This is a genomic window from Halobacterium noricense (assembly GCF_021233435.1).
Taxonomy (GTDB): Archaea; Halobacteriota; Halobacteria; order Halobacteriales; family Halobacteriaceae; genus Halobacterium; species Halobacterium noricense.
The window spans coordinates 2,504,264-2,518,376 of sequence record NZ_CP089468.1 but is presented as its reverse complement, the minus strand read 5'-3'; the positions used below and the strand labels follow the sequence as shown (position 1 = coordinate 2,518,376).

Sequence of the window (14,113 nt, the reverse complement as noted above, 5' to 3'; positions counted from 1 at the left end):
GTGGCTCGCGCGGCCGCGACGCTCCCACCGGACGCCCGCGGGGCGTTCAAGGAGCCGCTGGGTCCCGTCTACGAGGACGCCCAGCGACTGCTGGCGGACGCCGCTGGAACGAGTTCCAGCGAGCCCTCGGTCGCCGATGAGCAGAGCTCATCGAGCCCGCGCTCGGCTCCGCCTCGCGAGGACGCTGACGCTCCCGAGGACGCCGGCGGCCCCATCATCGCGGTCGGGGACGTCGTGACGTACCACCTCGTCGCGGCGGGCGCGCCGCCGAAGGTCGCGGTCGTGGACGGGAAGACCGAACGCGAGGCGGTCACCGCGGAGGTCGCTGGCGGCCGGCCCGACGCCGACCGCACCGTCGAGGTCGAGAGCGACCCGGGCACCATCTCGGAGGAACTCCTCGAAGCGCTCGTCGAGGCCATCGACGCCGAGGGGTCGACGCTGTTGTCCGTGACTGGCGAGGAGGACCTCGCGACGCTGCCCGCGGTCGTCGCAGCCCCAATCGGCGCGAGCGTCGTCTACGGGCAGCCCGGCGAGGGGATGGTGTTGGCGAACGTGACGAGCGCGCTCGAAGAGCAGGCCCACGAACTCTGCGAACTGTTGGAGACGACCGAGGCGTTCTGGGCGCTGCTGGAGTGAGTCCGAACGCGCTCGCGGCCGCAATCAGCCCTTCGAAATGCTTTTACTGATTTCGCGTTCATATACGAACAACTGACCATGGAAATCGAGATTCTGGAGCAGGAAGACAACCCCCTGCTTCACCGGACTGAGGTCAAATTCGAGATAGAACACGAGGACGCCACGCCGTCGCGGCTCTCCGTGCGGGACAGCCTCGCAGCGAAACTCGACAAGGACTCCGAGGAGGTCGTCGTCCACGAGCTCGACACGAAGTTCGGGATGCGCAAGACCGTCGGCCGCGCGAAGACCTACGACTCCCCGGAGGACGCCGCGGAAGTCGAACACGAGCACATGCTCGACCGCAACAAGATCGGCGCGGAGGAGGAAGCCGAGGCGGAGGAGGCTGAATAATGCCGCGGAGCGACTACTACAACGACGACGGGACGGCGGACAAGGAGATGTGCCCGCGCTGCGGTGACACCTTCCTCGCAGACCACGGCGACCGGCAGTACTGCGGGAAGTGCGGCTACACCGAGTGGGACTGACCCGGTAGATGCGGGTTCTCGGAATCGAGGGCACTGCGTGGTGTGCGAGCGCGGCGCTGTACGATTCCGAGACTGATTCTGTCGGCATCAAGTCCGACGCGTACGTGCCAGAGAGCGGCGGCATCCACCCGCGGGAGGCCGCCGAACACATGCGGTCGGCGATTCCTGCGGTCGTGGAGACCATCCTCGACGAGAGCGACGGCCAGATAGATGCGGTTGCATTCTCCCGTGGCCCCGGTCTCGGTCCGTGCCTGCGCATCGTCGGCTCCGCGGCGCGTGCGCTCGCGCAGACGCTGGACGTCCCCCTCGTGGGCGTCAACCACATGGTGGCGCACCTCGAAATCGGGCGCCACCGCTCCGGGTTCGACGCGCCCGTCTGCTTGAACGCCAGCGGCGCGAACGCCCACGTGCTCGCGTACCGGAACGGCCGCTACCGCGTGCTCGGGGAGACGATGGACACGGGCGTCGGGAACGCCCTCGACAAGTTCACGCGCCACGTCGGCTGGTCTCATCCCGGCGGCCCGAAAGTCGAAGCCCACGCCAAAGACGGCGAGTACATCGACCTGCCGTACGTCGTGAAGGGGATGGACTTCTCCTTCTCGGGCATCATGAGCGCCGCCAAGCAGGAGTACGACAGCGTCCGCGCGAGCGACGCGAGCACGGGCTCGTCGCGCGAGCAGGGCGAGCGCAACGGCAGCACGGCCGTCGAGGACGTCTGCCGCGGGCTCGAAGAGACGATGTTCGCGATGCTCGCGGAGGTCGCCGAGCGCGCGCTCTCGCTGACCGGCCGGGACGAACTCGTCTTGGGGGGTGGCGTCGCGCAGAACGACCGGCTGCGGGGGATGCTCGAAGCGATGTGCGAGCAGCGCGGCGCGGACTTCTTCGCGCCCGAACCGCGCTTCCTGCGCGACAACGCGGGGATGATTGCGGTGCTCGGCGAGAAGATGGCGCGCGCCGGCGACACGCTCGACATCGAGAATTCGGCTATCGACTCGAACTTCCGGCCCGACGAGGTGCCGGTGACGTGGCGCGAGCCCGAGCCGCCCGCGCGCCCCGACAGCGACGTCCTGCAGGGTGCCGAGGCCACGGTCACGTTCGAGAACGACCACGTGACGAAGGCGCGCCTCCCGAAAGCGTACCGCCATCCTTCCCTGGACGCCCGCCTGCGCCGCGACCGCACCGTCCTCGAAGCCCGCCTCACGAGCGAGGCGCGCCGACACGGCGTCCCGACGCCCCTCGTCTGGGACATCGACGTGCCCGAGTCGACGCTCACGCTCCAGCACGTCGGCGACACCGACCTCCGGGACGCACTCACCGAGTCCCGCGTCCGGGACGTGGGTCGCCACCTCGCGACGATTCACGACGCCGGGTTCGTCCACGGGGACCCGACGACGCGAAATGTTCGCGTGACCGCGAAGCGGTCACGGAACGAACGAGCGGGGAGCGAAGCGACCCGCGAGCGCGACGGCGACGACCGCACGTTCCTCATCGACTTCGGGCTCGGCTACAACACGGACGACGTCGAGGACCACGCGATGGACTGCCACGTCTTCGAGCAGAGCCTCGCGGGCACCGCCGACGACCCCGAGCCGCTGACGGTAGCGTTCGAGGCCGCCTACCGCGAGGCGGGCGACGAATCGGTGCTCGACCAACTGCGCGCCATCGAGGGGCGCGGGCGTTACCAGTAGCCCCCAAACTGATTTGGGGGCTGGCGCCGAACCCACGAGTATGCCCGAGAAACCGTCCAGCGGCGAACTGTTCGGCGTGCCGTACAACTTCGAGCGCCCGAAGCTCAGCCGGATGCTGCAGTCGTACTGGCAGCCCGGCGAGGGGATGCTCGTGGAGAAGCCGTTCGGCATCGGCTACACGCTGAACCTCGCGAATTGGCGGTCGTGGGTCGTGCTGGCGGTCGCTGGCGTGCTGCTCTGGCAGCAACAGCAGAGCGAGGGCGACGACGAGGAGGGCGCCGTCGAGGAAGCCGTGGAAGTCGTCGTCGACGACTAATCGACGCATCCAACTCGGTGCGCGCCGACGCGTCGGTATGCGCACGCTCCGGTTCGTGACGACGAACCCCGGGAAGGTCGGGGAGGCCGAACAGTATCTCGCGGACATCTACGACGTCACCCAGCACGACTACGACTACACCGAGATTCAGAGCGACGCGCTCGCCGACATCGCCGCGCGCGGCGCGGAGGACGCCTACGAGGCCCAGGACGCCGACGTCCCCATCATCGTCGACGACGCCGGCCTCTTCGTTCGCGCGCTCGACGGATTCCCGGGCCCGTACTCCTCCTACGTCGAGGACACGCTCGGTATCGAGCGCGTCTGGGACCTCGCCGAAGACCTAGAGGACCGTCGCGGCGCGTTCCGCTGTACGGTCGCGTACACGGACGGCGACGTGACCGAGACGTTCTCCGGGGCCGTGCAGGGCACCATCGTCGCGCCGCGCGGCGAGGGCGGGTTCGGCTACGACCCGATCTTCGAGCACGACGGCGAGACGTTCGCGGAGATGGACACCGAGCGGAAGAACGCGCTCAGCCACCGCGGTCGCGCGCTCGCGAAACTCGCCGACTGGCTCGCGGAACGCCAGGACTGACAACTCCTACTCGCGCGGGTCGCGGTCCGGGCCGGGGTAGTCGCCGCCGACGACTGTTGGGTACAGCTTCTCCGGGTCGAACAGCCGCGCGAACGCGTCCGGCGCCTTCACGCTGACGTCCACGCGCCCTTTCAGTTCCATGCCGGTGCGCGCCGAGCGCAGCGTCTCGTCGTACGTGAGGACGTGCGCGGCGTCGCCGGCGTGCGCGGCACCGAGCGCGGGCTGGTCGCCCTCGGGGTGGCTCACGAGTGTCGCCTCGGCCTCGATGCGTTCGCGCCAGTCCGTGGCGAGGGCGGGGTCGCCGAGCGCCGCAATCACGGTTTCGGCGTCGTCGAGCAGCGGCTCGCTGGCGACGAGGTCGGCCCACGAATGCGAGCGCACGTGGTCGAGGGCGGCGCGCGCGTCGCCGTCTACGAAGAGGTCGGCAGCGAGCACGTCGGCGTCCGCGGCGACCCGAGCGGGGCTCACGTCACTCATCGTCTGCCCGGCGTTCGGCCAACGCCGCGCGCACGCCGGCCACGTCGGTATCGTGGTCGGCAGCGCGGTCGAAGAGGTCCCGCCACGTGGTCATTCTGTCGCCGCCATCAGCCCGCGGACCTCGCTCTGGTACTCGCTGGGGGTGAGCCCGAGGTCGACGTCGACGGTCACCGAGATGGCTTCGGAGAGCTCTTTCTCGGTGGTCGTCGTGAAGTTCTCACCGGGGTACGCGCCGCCCGCGACGACCACGTAGTCGTCCTCGTTCCACACCGCGAGGTCGCCCGCGACCTCGATGGCACCCGCGTCGATGGTGAACGTCTCCTCGCTGGCTTCGTACTCCATCGTGCCGACCGGGAACTCGCCGCGGAACGTGCTGATGCCGGGGCTGGCTCCCGAATCCGTCTGGAACTCCGTCTCGCCGGTCTTCGTGACGTTCTCCAGGCCGTTGTCCCGCATCCGCTGCTCGAACTGGGACTCGGCGGCGGACTCGACCTCCGAGAGCAGCTCCGAGCGGCCGGCGCCGCCCGGGAGGTTGTTGAGGTCCGGGGAGAAGTTGATGTGTGACGCCGAGTAGATGGCGAGCGTGCCGTCGACTTGCCCGAGGGCCTTCTCGCGGATGGCGGCGGCGAGCGCCTCGTCCTCGTAGGTCACGGACGTGGACTTCGCGGTGACCGTCACGGGGCCGTAGCTCTGCTCGAAGACAGTCTCCTCGCTCTCGTTCGTCTGCGTCCACCCGCCTTCGGAGAGCTGGTCCTCTGGGACGGACGGCGGCGCGACGGAGCCGACCGCGCTCGAACAGCCCGCGAGCGCGCCGAGCCCAACCACGCCGGCGGCGCCGAGGAATCTGCGTCGATTCATGCCACAACATCGGTCGCTCCGCGCTAAAGGGTCTTCCGACGCTCGCAACGCCGCAAGCTACGGCAGCGCTTCGCCGACGAGCGCCGCGAGTTCCGCCGCGGCGTCGTCGTCGACGGGCCGGTGGGGCGACCGGACGGTTCCGGCGGGCCGGTCGCGCGAGCGCATCGCGGCTTTCAACCCGGGAACGCCGTACTCCGCGGTGACCGCGTGGTTGAGGTCGAGGATGCGGCGGTTCACGTCGCGCGCCGCCTCGTCCTTGCCGGCGGTGTGGAGTTCGGCGATTTCGTCGGCGCGCTCGGGGACGACGTTCGCCACCGCGAGGATGCCGCCGTCCCCGCCCGCGTCGAGTGCGGCCGCGAACACGCCGCCGCTCCCGACGAACAGCTCGAAGTCGGCGCCGGCGGTGTACTCCCGGGTGCGCTGGAACGCCGCGAGATCGCCCGCGGAGTCTTTCATACCCGCAATATTCGGGTGCGTCGCCAGTGATTCGACAGTCCGCGGCGCGAGCTCCACGCTCGTGTACGCGGGGACGCTGTAGAGGTACACCGGGAGCGCCGACTGCTCGGCGACCTCCCGGTAGTAGGCGGCGAGGTCGGCCTGGTCGTGGTCGTAGTAGAACGGCGTCACGACGAGCGAGCCGTCCGCCCCCGCGTCGGCCGCGCGCTCGCCGGCGGTGAGCAGTTCGACCTCGCTGTTCGACCCGCAGGGCACGAGGAAGTCGGCCCCCTCGTCGGTCACCCACGCCGCGAGGGCCGCCAGCGCGTCGTGGTCGACACTCCCGGTCCCGTCGAAGGGCGTCATCAGTGGCACACCGAGTCCATTCATACGCGGCCCGACGGCTCCCTGCCCTGTAGCCTTTCGTGCCGCGGCGTGTCTGACGAATCTTTATTACGCACGAGGAGGCACCCATCGATTGGACGCGCGTTCGACTCTCCCCCGCGCGTCCGCACTCCCCACTCCCGCTTTCGCGTTCTCGCACGAGCCTCGCGTCCACTGGCCGTTCGAGAACGATGGCCGAACCCGACTACAGTCGCTCTGCCGCAGACGCGTTTCCGCGGCGTCTCAACGCCGTCGCGTCCGACTTCCGCGTCCCGCAGCATAGGGAACGGGTGAGTGCGTACTACCGAGCGATGTCCGCGTTCAGTGGACGGCAGACGCAGTTCTACGTCGACGTGGTCTACGGGGCGGCGTTCAGTCTCGGCTTCGGCTACCTGCTGGTCTTCGGGATGGACGCCCGCGTCGCCGCGCTCCAGGGCGGGCTCGTGCTCGGCTACTTCCTGCGCGTCCAGGAAAATATGCGCATCTACGAGCAGAGTCTCGAAGAGCAGGTCGCCGCGGAGGTCGAGGACGCCGTACAGGAACGCGTCGCCGCGGAGGTCGAGGACGCCGACCCGCGTCACTCCGACGTGGTCGGCGGCCCCTCCGCCTGCGTTCTACCCCGCCCACCCGCCGGGGACGTCGTTGGCGACGCGATCGCGCCACGCGTCGAAGTCCGCGTCACACTCGGGATTCTCCTCGACGTGCAGCATGAACCCCTTCCCCGGCGAGGCGACGTATTCCCCGCAGAACGGGCACTCGTGGGGGTCCGATTCGTACGCGTCTGATTCGTGTGCGTCGGTGCTCGGGTTCTTCGTTGCCATGTCCGAGTCTCGGCAGCGAGAGAATATAACGCTGTTCCGTATACAGGTTATTTTGGTATAACGTGGTTATATGCCAATTAGGTGGTCCGTCGCTCCGCGAAACTGTCGACGAGCCAAACGCCTTTGGGGGTTCCGCGCAACGGTGCGACGATGACACCACCGACGAAGACGCTCCCGAGTGGCGACGAACTCCCCGCAATCGGCGTCGGCACGTGGGACATCGGCGGCGACACCGTCCGCGACGCCGTGCGTGCCGGCCTCGACGCCGGCTACACGCACGTCGACACCGCCGAAGGCTACGGCAACGAAGCCGAAATCGGGGACGCACTCGCGGAGTACGACCGCGACGACGTTTTCCTCACCTCGAAAGTCCTCGCGAAACACCTCGACTACGAGTCCGTCATCGAATCCTGCGAGGCGACGCTGGACCGCCTCGGCACCGACTACCTCGACCTCTACCTCGTGCACTGGCCCAACCCCGCCATCTCGCTGCGGGAGACGATGAATGCGATGGCGACGCTGCACGAGCAGGGCAAGGTTCGGAACGTCGGCGTCTCGAACTTCAGCGCCTACCAGCTCAGTTGCGCCCACCACGTCAGCGACGCCCCCATCGCCGTCAACCAAATCGAGTACCACCCCTGGAACACCCAGGACGACGTCGTCGACTACTGCCGGGAAACCGACACCGTCGTCGAAGCCGCCGCACCCCTGGCGCGCACCGAAGTCTTCGCCGACGACACGATTCAGGCAGTCGCGGAGAAGTACGAGCGCTCGCCCGCGGAGGTCGTGCTCCGGTGGGCCGTCGAGAACGACGTCGTCCCGCTCCCCAAGTCCTCGACGCCCGAGCACGTCCGCGCGAACCTCGACGTCTTCGACTGGGAACTCGACGACGAAGACCACGCCCGCATCGACGACATCGACCACCACCAGCCCGTCTACGACTTCCCCGCACGCGACTGGACCGGCGACACGTACGGCATCTCCGAGTAGCCACAGCGCTACTCGGTGAATCGCTCGGAAGAAGAGCCTAGGGCGGGAATTGAACCCGCGGTCTCGTCCTTACCAAGGACGCGCTTTACCGCTAAGCTACCCAGGCACGCATTCGTATGAAGGCACGAGGACTTCTTTATGAGTTTCGATTCAGCGGTCCGCAGTCGACGTCGGGCTGACCCGTTCGTCCCCCTGCCGGCTGCCGACTCTCGCCATCACGTCCTCGACTTCCTCGGGGAGCGCGTCGCCCGCGCCCGGCAGCGGGACGGCCGCGTTGTCCGCGAGGCCGACGACGTACTGGCGGAGCGCGACCGGCGTCTCGCCGCCCGCCGCGGTGCCGCCCGCGATGGCCGCGAGTTCGAAGACGTTCGATTCAAGCGAGCGCGACGCCGACGTCCGCCCCTCCTGTTCGTCGGTCTGTTGGCGGCCGAACTCGCGGACTGTCTGGACCGCGTGCCCGGCGGCCTCGGTGCGCGCGAGCAGCCGGAAGCCACGCGCGACGAGCACGTCCGCAGCGAGCACGTCGAGGTCGTCGCTAGGGTCCTGTTCGTCGGTGTCCGCCCACGGCTCCTCGGTGACGAGGTCCCGCGTCGTGCGCAGTCCCTCGTAGATGAGCTGGACGCCCGCCGCTCGTCGCGTCACCGCGTCGTCGTCGACTGAGCCGTCGACGACGCGGGCGCTCAGCATCGTGAGTACGCCGGGGAGCATCGAGGACGACGCGACGTGGTCGTCGATGACCACCCGGAGGCCGTCGGGTTCGATGTCCGCGACGGCGTCCCGGGTGGCAGCCCGCGCCTGCTCGGCCTCCTCCATCGACCGAAGGTAGCGGCGGGAACGGCAAAGACCTTTGGAAACCACCGCCACGGTCCGGTATGCTTCGCGTGGAAGCCGACGAGGCCGTCCGCGTGGTGACCCTCGACCGGCCGGCCGCCCGGAACGCGCTCACGCCGCAGGCACTCGACGGCCTCCGCGAGGGCGTGACGGACGCCGACCAGCCGGTCGTGTACGTCCACGGCGCTGGGGACGCGTTCTGTGCGGGTGCCGACCTCGATACCGTCCACGGTCTCGATGGGCCTTGCGGCGAGGCGTTCGCGCGCCGCGGCTAGCGTACGATGAACGCCATCGAGGACGCGGACAGCGTCGTCGTTGCGGGGGTGGACGGCGCGGCACGTGGTGGCGTTCGCGAGAGCAAAGCTCTCGCGAGCCAGTCAGAACGCATCGCGTTCTGACGACGGCGTCGAACTCGCGCTCGCCTGCGACATCCGCGTCTGCACGCCGGCGGCGACGTTCGCCGAACCCGGCGTCTCGCTCGGCGTGTTCGGCGCGTGGGGTGGCACCCGTCGGCTCCCCGCCGCGGTCGGGTCCACACACGCTGCGGACCTCTCGCTGTCCGGGCGCACCATCGACGCCGAGACCGCCCGCGACATCGGTCTGGTCTCCAGAATCGTCGAGAACCCGCGAACGATCGTGGACGAAATCGCGGCCAACGACCCGGCTGCCCTCGGCGAACTCGCCGGCTTGCTCACCTCGGAAGCCGACCGCGAATCTTCTGACCGGGCGGAAGCCGACGCGTTCGCCCGCCTCCTGGCCGACGGGCCGTTCGAGACTTAGGGCGTCGGCGGCACCGCGCGCTTGTGCTTGCTACGCTCGTAGAGCCCGCGCACCGTCTCCACGGCGCCGTCCGGAATCCCGAGGTGGTCGGCCGTCGCGCCCGCCGGGACGTTCCCGTCGACGTGGAGCGCCAGCACCGCGTCGATGGTGTCGTAGTCGACGCCGAGTTCCGCCTCGTCCGTCTGGTCGGCCCACAATTCCGCGGTCGGCGTCTTCGTCACGAGGTCCTCCTCGACGCCGAGGTCGCGCGCGAGCTGGCGCACCTGCATCTTGTAGAGGTTCCCGATGGGGTGACAGTCGACCGCGCCGTCGCCGTACTTCGTGAAGTAGCCCGCCAGCGCTTCCGTGCGGTTGCCGGTGCCGAGCACGACGGCGTTCTCGTAGTTGGCGACGAGGTAGTTGAGCACGGCGCGCGTTCGCGCCCGCGCGTTCCCGACGGCGAGCTGGTCGCCCTCCGCGGGCGGATAGAGGTCCGTCAGGAGGTCGACGACGGGGTCGATTTCCACGACGTCGTACTCGATGTCGAGGTCGTCGGCGACGCGCTCGGCGTCGCTCATGTTCTGCTCGCTGGACACCTTGCCCGGCATCACGAGCCCGTGAACGGCGTCAGTCCCGAGTTCGTCCACGGCGAGGTGTGCGACCGTCGTCGAGTCGATGCCGCCCGACAGCCCGAGCACGCAGCGGTCAGCGCCCGCGGCTTCCAGCGTCTCCCGAACGAACGACTGGATGCGGTCGCGGCGCGCGGCCAACTCCGATTCGGAGAAGCGCAAGTCCAGCGGCGCAATCGTGTCTGGCGCAGTCATCGTCTCGTCGTTCGGCGGCGGCCGACTAAAACCCACTCCACCCCCGGGATTTGTGAACGCGCGCCCACTCCCCGAAACGCTACGTTCAAGTGGGGCGGTCAGTTACTCGCAGACGCCCCGCGCGCCGTTGGTCAAGTGGTATGACTCGGGCTTCCCAAGCCCGCGACCCGGGTTCAATTCCCGGACGGCGCACTCCTCTCACACTCGAACCGGCCAGCGACGGCTGTGTCGCTGGCCGTTCGATATCTCGGTAGATGCGCGAGGGAAATTGAGCCCTGTCAGTCGCGCGCAGCGAACGACGTGAGCGAGCACGTCTGACTCTGGTTCAATTCCCGGAAGACGCTGGCGTCTTCCGATGTTCGCAGTCCTGCGGACTGCTCACTCCCGGTCGGCGCACTTCTCTGACACTCGACCCGGACAGCGACTGCTCTGTCGCTGTCCGTTCGTGAGGTCGAAGAATATCGAACTGAGTAGCTGCTGCGCCGCCGTCAGGTGTAGTGTTCGTCGAGGTAGTCGACGATGTCGTCGCTCTCGTAGAGCGCTTCCTCGCGGGCGGTGTCGACGAGGTACGGAATCTGGTCCTCGCCGCCGTTCTGGAGTTCCTCGTAGGTCTGTTCGTTCGTGACGTCGCCACCCGCGCCACCCGGAAGCCGTGGGTTGTGGGTGACGTAGGAGACGCCGAGCTCCGAGAGCTTCTCGCGGACTTTCGCGCAGTGCGGGCAGCCTTCGGACTGGTACAGTTCCAGCATGTGTGGGGGTTGGCGGGCCAGCCACGTAAACGTCAGCGAACCGGCGGGTACGACTCCCGCTGCACCCACTCGCGGAGGCGCTCGTGAGCGGCGTCGTCGTAGCGGAGCGCCCGCCGCCACCACGGGCCGTTCCCGGAGTCGCTGGACCACTCGGTGACCGCGCGGTTGGCGTCGACGCCGCGCGCGCCGCTCAGCGGGACGGCGGTGTCGTAGAGTCGAGAGTCGTCGGACCCAGCGAGCAGCACGGCGGCGTCGAAGGGGTCGCGTTTCAGGTGGGCGTTCCCCGCAAACGCCGCACGTTCGCGCTCGGGCAGGTCCTCGAACGCCTCGCCCGTCACGGGGTCGCGGGCGAGCACGAACTCGCCGATGACGTAGGTCCCCCAGTCGTCGGCCATCCACGCCGCTGGGTCCGCTGGCGCGTCGAGCGTCGCGTAGAAGTAGACGCGGTCGTCGGCGTCGAGATCCAGCAGCGGGCGGGCTTTCAGGCCGTGCGGGTCGCCGTACGTGTAGCGCTCGCAGCACGGGTACCCCGCGAACGATGGGTCGAGGTGGACCGGCGTCTGGCGGAGGTCGTCGGGAATCTCGATGGGAAAGTCGAGGTCCGCATACGTCGGCGTCGGCTCGTTGGTCGGCTCACTCTCCGGAATCGGGACGTAGACGAACGACCCGTCCGCGCGCAGCGGCCCGCGGAACCCCGGCTGGTTCGTGTTCGCCGCGACGTTGATTGCGACCGCCCGCGTCACGGATGCAGTTGCGCGACGCACTCGCGGCAGAAGCGGTAGCTCGCGTCGTTCTCGGCACCACACGACGGACACAGCAGGCTGGAGGCGTCGTCCGACGAGGGCTGCCCGCTCCCCGAGCGAGCGCCGTCGCCGACGCCCGACTCCCCCGGCGTTCCGGCGTCTTCACTCTGGAGGCGTCGCCACACGGCGAACTGCAGCGCCGCCACGAGCAGCACCGCGAGCACGAACAACCCCCATTCCATGTGTAGGCGTAACACGGCGAGCCTATTCAGCCCTTCGCCCATCAGTGCGGGCCGTGGCACTCACTCAGCCGACCCTTTTCTCACGCGTCCGGCGGGTTCAGGTCGCGCTGAAATTCGTCGAAAGAATCGAGGTCGTCGGGGCGGTCGTAGTCGAGGCGGCGTTCCGCTTGGCGGTTCTCGCCTGCCTCGTCGACCGGCTCGGCTTCGGACTCCCAGCCGGGCTTGATTTTGATGCTCTTGGCGGGCATCCCGACCGCGATGTGGTGGTCGGGGATGTCGTTCTGGACGACCGCCCGCGACCCGACAACGGCGTTCTTGCCGACGCGGACGCCAGCGCGGACGAGCGCGCCCTGCGTGACGCGGGCGTCGTCGCCGACGATGGTGTGGTAGTTCTCGACGACGGTCTGGTCGACGACGTCGTGGTCGTGCGTGTAGATGTGGACGCCGTCGCTGATACTCGCGCGGTCGCCGACAGTGAGTTCGCCGCGGTCGTCGAGGTGGACGTCGTCGTGGACGACGACGTTGTCGCCCATCTCGATGTTGTGGCCGTACGTCATCGAGATGCCCTTGAACAGCCGGACGCCGTCGCCGATACTCTCGAAGAGGTGGTCGGCGAGCATCCTGCGGAAGCGCAGCGCGAACGCCACGTTGTCCGCCAGCGGCGTGTTGTCGAACTGCCGCCACAGCCACTGCAGGGGCTTCGAGCGCGCGAACGCGTCCTCGTCCTTCTCGGCGTAGTACTCGGATTCGAGCGTGGCGTTGCGCGGGTCGAAGTTCGCCAGCCGCGCGGCCTCGGTCGGCGAGACGTGCTCGTCGTTCTGCCAGCTCTCGTAGGCGTCGCGGGCGCCGTGGAGGTCCACGAGCGTCTCCGTGACGGCGTCCGCGAGGTCGTCGGGCCCGCTCGCGGTCGCGAGTCGGTCGTCCACCTCCGAGACGAACCCGCGGAGGGTCGCCTCCGCGTCGTCCGGGAGGGAGACGTGGCGCTTGGTCATACCCCTACCTCGGCCGCGGGCACTGATATTGGTTTCCGTCCCGACGGCAAGCCCCGGAATCGGCACGGAACCCGCTCGCGGGCCGGTATCGACGCCGACTCCGCCCGCTGGGAACCCCGCTGGAACCGCACCCGCTAAGTGGGCGTCTCCCCAACTGGCGCGTATGCAACATCGCGAACTCGGGAACTCCGGTGTCGAGGTCAGCGAAGTCGGGTTCGGCGCGTGGGTCATCGGCACCGACTGGTGGGGCGACCGCGACGAGGACGACGCCCTCGAGATGGTCGAGTACGCGCTCGACCAGGGCATCACGTACTTCGACACGGGCGACGTCTACGGCCACGGCCGCAGCGAGGAACTGCTCGGGGAAGTGCTGGCCGAGCACGGCGACGAGATGACCGTCGCGACGAAGGTCGGCTACGACTTCTACAACAACCCGCAGGCGGGCCACGGTGAACTCCCGAAGGAGATGAGCGTCGACTACCTCCGCGACGCCGTCGAGAAGTCCATGGACCGCCTCGGCGTGGACCACGTCGACGTGCTCCAGCTCCACAACCCGGACGTCGCCGAACTCACGCCCGACGTCCTCGAGCTGCTGGACGAGCTCCGCGAGGACGGCCGCGCGGACGCCATCGGCGTCGCGCTCGGCCCCTCCATCGGCTGGCTCGCGGAGGGCGAGAAGGCAATCGAGGAGGCGTTCGACTCCGTACAGTACGTCGGGAACGTGCTCGAACAGGACGTCCACAACCACTTCGTGGAGTACGTCCGCGAGCAGGACGCCGCCACGTCCCTGATTCCGCGCGTCCCGCACTCCTCGGGCCTCCTGAACGAGCAGGTCACCCCCGACACGGAACTCGGCGAGGGCGACCACCGCGGCTTCCGCCCGGAGGAGTGGTACGAGACGGGCTGGGAGAAGGTCGACGCCCTCCGCTTCCTCGAGCGGAACGGCGAGCGCACGATGGGCCAGGCCGCCATCCAGTGGCTCCTGAGCTTCGACGAGGTTGCGACCGTCACGCCGACGTTCCGCTCGAAGGCCGACATCGACGAGTGGGTCGCCGCGCCCGACACGCCCGCCATCAGCGACGAGGAGCGCGAGCGCGTCGCGGACCTCTACGAGGACAACTTCGGCGTCGACCGCTTCGACGGCATGAGCCACGAGGACTACCGCACGAGCGTCGACGGCGAAGACCTGCAGGAAGCCGGGCTCATCGGCTCCGCTGACTAAGAGCGAACCACCGCGGAGAAGCATACGCCG

Annotated in this window: 18 protein-coding genes, 2 tRNA genes and 1 pseudogene; 10 read left to right on the top strand and 11 right to left on the bottom strand. The window is 68.7% G+C overall.

Going from position 1 to position 14,113, the window contains the following annotated elements:
• The 6 genes from LT974_RS13540 to rdgB all read left to right on the top strand — a co-directional run bounded on the left by LT974_RS13540 (window position 1) and on the right by rdgB (window position 3,756).
• Window positions 1-636: a GTP-dependent dephospho-CoA kinase family protein gene (locus LT974_RS13540; protein WP_232588160.1), complete on the top strand. Its 636-nt coding sequence runs from the start codon at window positions 1-3 to the stop codon at window positions 634-636.
• Window positions 637-714: 78 nt separating this feature from the next.
• Complete coding sequence (locus LT974_RS13535) at window positions 715-1,026, top strand: 30S ribosomal protein S24e (RefSeq protein WP_230888051.1); 312 nt, start codon at window positions 715-717, stop codon at window positions 1,024-1,026.
• Window positions 1,026-1,160: a 30S ribosomal protein S27ae gene (locus LT974_RS13530; protein ID WP_232588159.1), complete on the top strand. Its 135-nt coding sequence runs from the start codon at window positions 1,026-1,028 to the stop codon at window positions 1,158-1,160. The genes LT974_RS13535 and LT974_RS13530 overlap by 1 nt, the downstream gene beginning before the upstream one ends.
• 8 nt (window positions 1,161-1,168) lie before the next feature.
• The gene (locus LT974_RS13525; protein ID WP_232588156.1) at window positions 1,169-2,848 is read left to right on the top strand and encodes a bifunctional N(6)-L-threonylcarbamoyladenine synthase/serine/threonine protein kinase; all 1,680 of its coding nucleotides are present in this window, start codon (window positions 1,169-1,171) and stop codon (window positions 2,846-2,848) included.
• A 40-nt stretch (window positions 2,849-2,888) separates the two neighbouring features.
• Window positions 2,889-3,164 carry a DUF5808 domain-containing protein gene (locus tag LT974_RS13520; protein WP_232588155.1) on the top strand — a complete coding sequence of 92 codons (276 nt, stop codon included), beginning with the start codon at window positions 2,889-2,891 and terminating at the stop codon, window positions 3,162-3,164.
• 37 nt (window positions 3,165-3,201) lie between these two features.
• On the top strand, window positions 3,202-3,756 hold the full coding sequence (gene rdgB / locus LT974_RS13515) for an RdgB/HAM1 family non-canonical purine NTP pyrophosphatase (protein WP_232588154.1): 555 nt from the start codon (window positions 3,202-3,204) through the stop codon (window positions 3,754-3,756).
• A gap of 6 nt (window positions 3,757-3,762) precedes the next feature.
• Here rdgB and LT974_RS13510 read toward each other — a convergent pair whose 3' ends face one another.
• The 4 genes from LT974_RS13510 to LT974_RS18035 all read right to left on the bottom strand — a co-directional run bounded on the left by LT974_RS13510 (window position 3,763) and on the right by LT974_RS18035 (window position 6,731).
• Window positions 3,763-4,233 (bottom strand): DUF7384 family protein, encoded by a 471-nt coding sequence (locus tag LT974_RS13510; protein WP_232588153.1) that lies wholly within the window; start codon window positions 4,231-4,233, stop codon window positions 3,763-3,765.
• Between the two features lie 90 nt (window positions 4,234-4,323).
• Window positions 4,324-5,091, bottom strand: coding sequence for a DUF6517 family protein (locus tag LT974_RS13505; protein ID WP_232588152.1), 768 nt, complete (start codon window positions 5,089-5,091; stop codon window positions 4,324-4,326).
• 57 nt (window positions 5,092-5,148) lie between these two features.
• Window positions 5,149-5,916 (bottom strand): dihydrodipicolinate synthase family protein, encoded by a 768-nt coding sequence (locus LT974_RS13500; protein ID WP_232588151.1) that lies wholly within the window; start codon window positions 5,914-5,916, stop codon window positions 5,149-5,151.
• A 608-nt stretch (window positions 5,917-6,524) separates the two neighbouring features.
• Window positions 6,525-6,731, bottom strand: coding sequence for a DUF7501 family protein (locus LT974_RS18035; RefSeq protein ID WP_456298799.1), 207 nt, complete (start codon window positions 6,729-6,731; stop codon window positions 6,525-6,527).
• A 150-nt stretch (window positions 6,732-6,881) separates the two neighbouring features.
• On the opposite strand from LT974_RS18035, the gene LT974_RS13490 reads away from it, so the two are divergent.
• Window positions 6,882-7,721 carry an aldo/keto reductase gene (locus LT974_RS13490; RefSeq protein WP_232588149.1) on the top strand — a complete coding sequence of 280 codons (840 nt, stop codon included), beginning with the start codon at window positions 6,882-6,884 and terminating at the stop codon, window positions 7,719-7,721.
• Window positions 7,722-7,755: 34 nt separating this feature from the next.
• Here LT974_RS13490 and LT974_RS13485 read toward each other — a convergent pair.
• A tRNA-Thr gene (locus LT974_RS13485) sits at window positions 7,756-7,827 on the bottom strand.
• Between the two features lie 44 nt (window positions 7,828-7,871).
• Complete coding sequence (locus LT974_RS13480; protein WP_232588148.1) at window positions 7,872-8,534, bottom strand: DUF7114 family protein; 663 nt, start codon at window positions 8,532-8,534, stop codon at window positions 7,872-7,874.
• Window positions 8,535-8,593: 59 nt separating this feature from the next.
• On the opposite strand from LT974_RS13480, the pseudogene LT974_RS13475 reads away from it, so the two are divergent.
• Window positions 8,594-9,332 (top strand): annotated as a pseudogene (locus tag LT974_RS13475) (enoyl-CoA hydratase/isomerase family protein).
• Here the strand turns inward: LT974_RS13475 and LT974_RS13470 are convergent.
• Window positions 9,329-10,135: an NAD+ synthase gene (locus LT974_RS13470; RefSeq protein ID WP_232588147.1), complete on the bottom strand. Its 807-nt coding sequence runs from the start codon at window positions 10,133-10,135 to the stop codon at window positions 9,329-9,331. The pseudogene LT974_RS13475 and the gene LT974_RS13470 overlap by 4 nt on opposite strands.
• Before the next feature lie 121 nt (window positions 10,136-10,256).
• Here LT974_RS13470 and LT974_RS13465 point away from each other — a divergent pair.
• Window positions 10,257-10,327 (top strand) — tRNA-Gly (locus LT974_RS13465).
• Between the two features lie 296 nt (window positions 10,328-10,623).
• On the opposite strand, the gene LT974_RS13460 is transcribed toward LT974_RS13465, so the two are convergent.
• The 4 genes from LT974_RS13460 to LT974_RS13445 form a co-directional block, all read right to left on the bottom strand.
• Complete coding sequence (locus LT974_RS13460) at window positions 10,624-10,884, bottom strand: glutathione S-transferase N-terminal domain-containing protein (protein WP_232588146.1); 261 nt, start codon at window positions 10,882-10,884, stop codon at window positions 10,624-10,626.
• A 32-nt stretch (window positions 10,885-10,916) separates the two neighbouring features.
• Window positions 10,917-11,627, bottom strand: coding sequence for an Nmad3 family putative nucleotide modification protein (locus LT974_RS13455; RefSeq protein ID WP_232588145.1), 711 nt, complete (start codon window positions 11,625-11,627; stop codon window positions 10,917-10,919).
• Window positions 11,624-11,869 carry a DUF7577 domain-containing protein gene (locus LT974_RS13450; RefSeq protein WP_232588144.1) on the bottom strand — a complete coding sequence of 82 codons (246 nt, stop codon included), beginning with the start codon at window positions 11,867-11,869 and terminating at the stop codon, window positions 11,624-11,626. The genes LT974_RS13455 and LT974_RS13450 overlap by 4 nt, the downstream gene beginning before the upstream one ends.
• Before the next feature lie 80 nt (window positions 11,870-11,949).
• Window positions 11,950-12,861: an acyltransferase gene (locus tag LT974_RS13445; RefSeq protein WP_232588143.1), complete on the bottom strand. Its 912-nt coding sequence runs from the start codon at window positions 12,859-12,861 to the stop codon at window positions 11,950-11,952.
• Window positions 12,862-13,024: 163 nt separating this feature from the next.
• Between LT974_RS13445 and LT974_RS13440 the strand changes: the two genes are divergently transcribed.
• A complete protein-coding gene (locus LT974_RS13440; RefSeq protein WP_232588142.1) occupies window positions 13,025-14,083 on the top strand; it encodes an aldo/keto reductase in 1,059 nt (352 codons plus the stop codon).
• The last annotated feature ends 30 nt before the right edge of the window (window positions 14,084-14,113 follow it).

Coding starts and splice junctions, on each gene's coding strand:
- LT974_RS13535 (WP_230888051.1), top strand. CDS start 715: ATGGAAATCGAGATTCTGGAGCAGGAAGACAACCCCCTGCTTCACCGG.
- LT974_RS13525 (WP_232588156.1), top strand. CDS start 1,169: ATGCGGGTTCTCGGAATCGAGGGCACTGCGTGGTGTGCGAGCGCGGCG.
- LT974_RS13490 (WP_232588149.1), top strand. CDS start 6,882: ATGACACCACCGACGAAGACGCTCCCGAGTGGCGACGAACTCCCCGCA.
- LT974_RS18035 (WP_456298799.1), bottom strand. CDS start 6,731: ATGGCAACGAAGAACCCGAGCACCGACGCACACGAATCAGACGCGTAC.
- LT974_RS13520 (WP_232588155.1), top strand. CDS start 2,889: ATGCCCGAGAAACCGTCCAGCGGCGAACTGTTCGGCGTGCCGTACAAC.
- rdgB (WP_232588154.1), top strand. CDS start 3,202: ATGCGCACGCTCCGGTTCGTGACGACGAACCCCGGGAAGGTCGGGGAG.
- LT974_RS13480 (WP_232588148.1), bottom strand. CDS start 8,534: ATGGAGGAGGCCGAGCAGGCGCGGGCTGCCACCCGGGACGCCGTCGCG.
- LT974_RS13510 (WP_232588153.1), bottom strand. CDS start 4,233: ATGAGTGACGTGAGCCCCGCTCGGGTCGCCGCGGACGCCGACGTGCTC.
- LT974_RS13450 (WP_232588144.1), bottom strand. CDS start 11,869: ATGGAATGGGGGTTGTTCGTGCTCGCGGTGCTGCTCGTGGCGGCGCTG.
- LT974_RS13460 (WP_232588146.1), bottom strand. CDS start 10,884: ATGCTGGAACTGTACCAGTCCGAAGGCTGCCCGCACTGCGCGAAAGTC.
- LT974_RS13440 (WP_232588142.1), top strand. CDS start 13,025: ATGCAACATCGCGAACTCGGGAACTCCGGTGTCGAGGTCAGCGAAGTC.
- LT974_RS13530 (WP_232588159.1), top strand. CDS start 1,026: ATGCCGCGGAGCGACTACTACAACGACGACGGGACGGCGGACAAGGAG.
- LT974_RS13445 (WP_232588143.1), bottom strand. CDS start 12,861: ATGACCAAGCGCCACGTCTCCCTCCCGGACGACGCGGAGGCGACCCTC.
- LT974_RS13505 (WP_232588152.1), bottom strand. CDS start 5,091: ATGAATCGACGCAGATTCCTCGGCGCCGCCGGCGTGGTTGGGCTCGGC.
- LT974_RS13500 (WP_232588151.1), bottom strand. CDS start 5,916: ATGAATGGACTCGGTGTGCCACTGATGACGCCCTTCGACGGGACCGGG.
- LT974_RS13470 (WP_232588147.1), bottom strand. CDS start 10,135: ATGACTGCGCCAGACACGATTGCGCCGCTGGACTTGCGCTTCTCCGAA.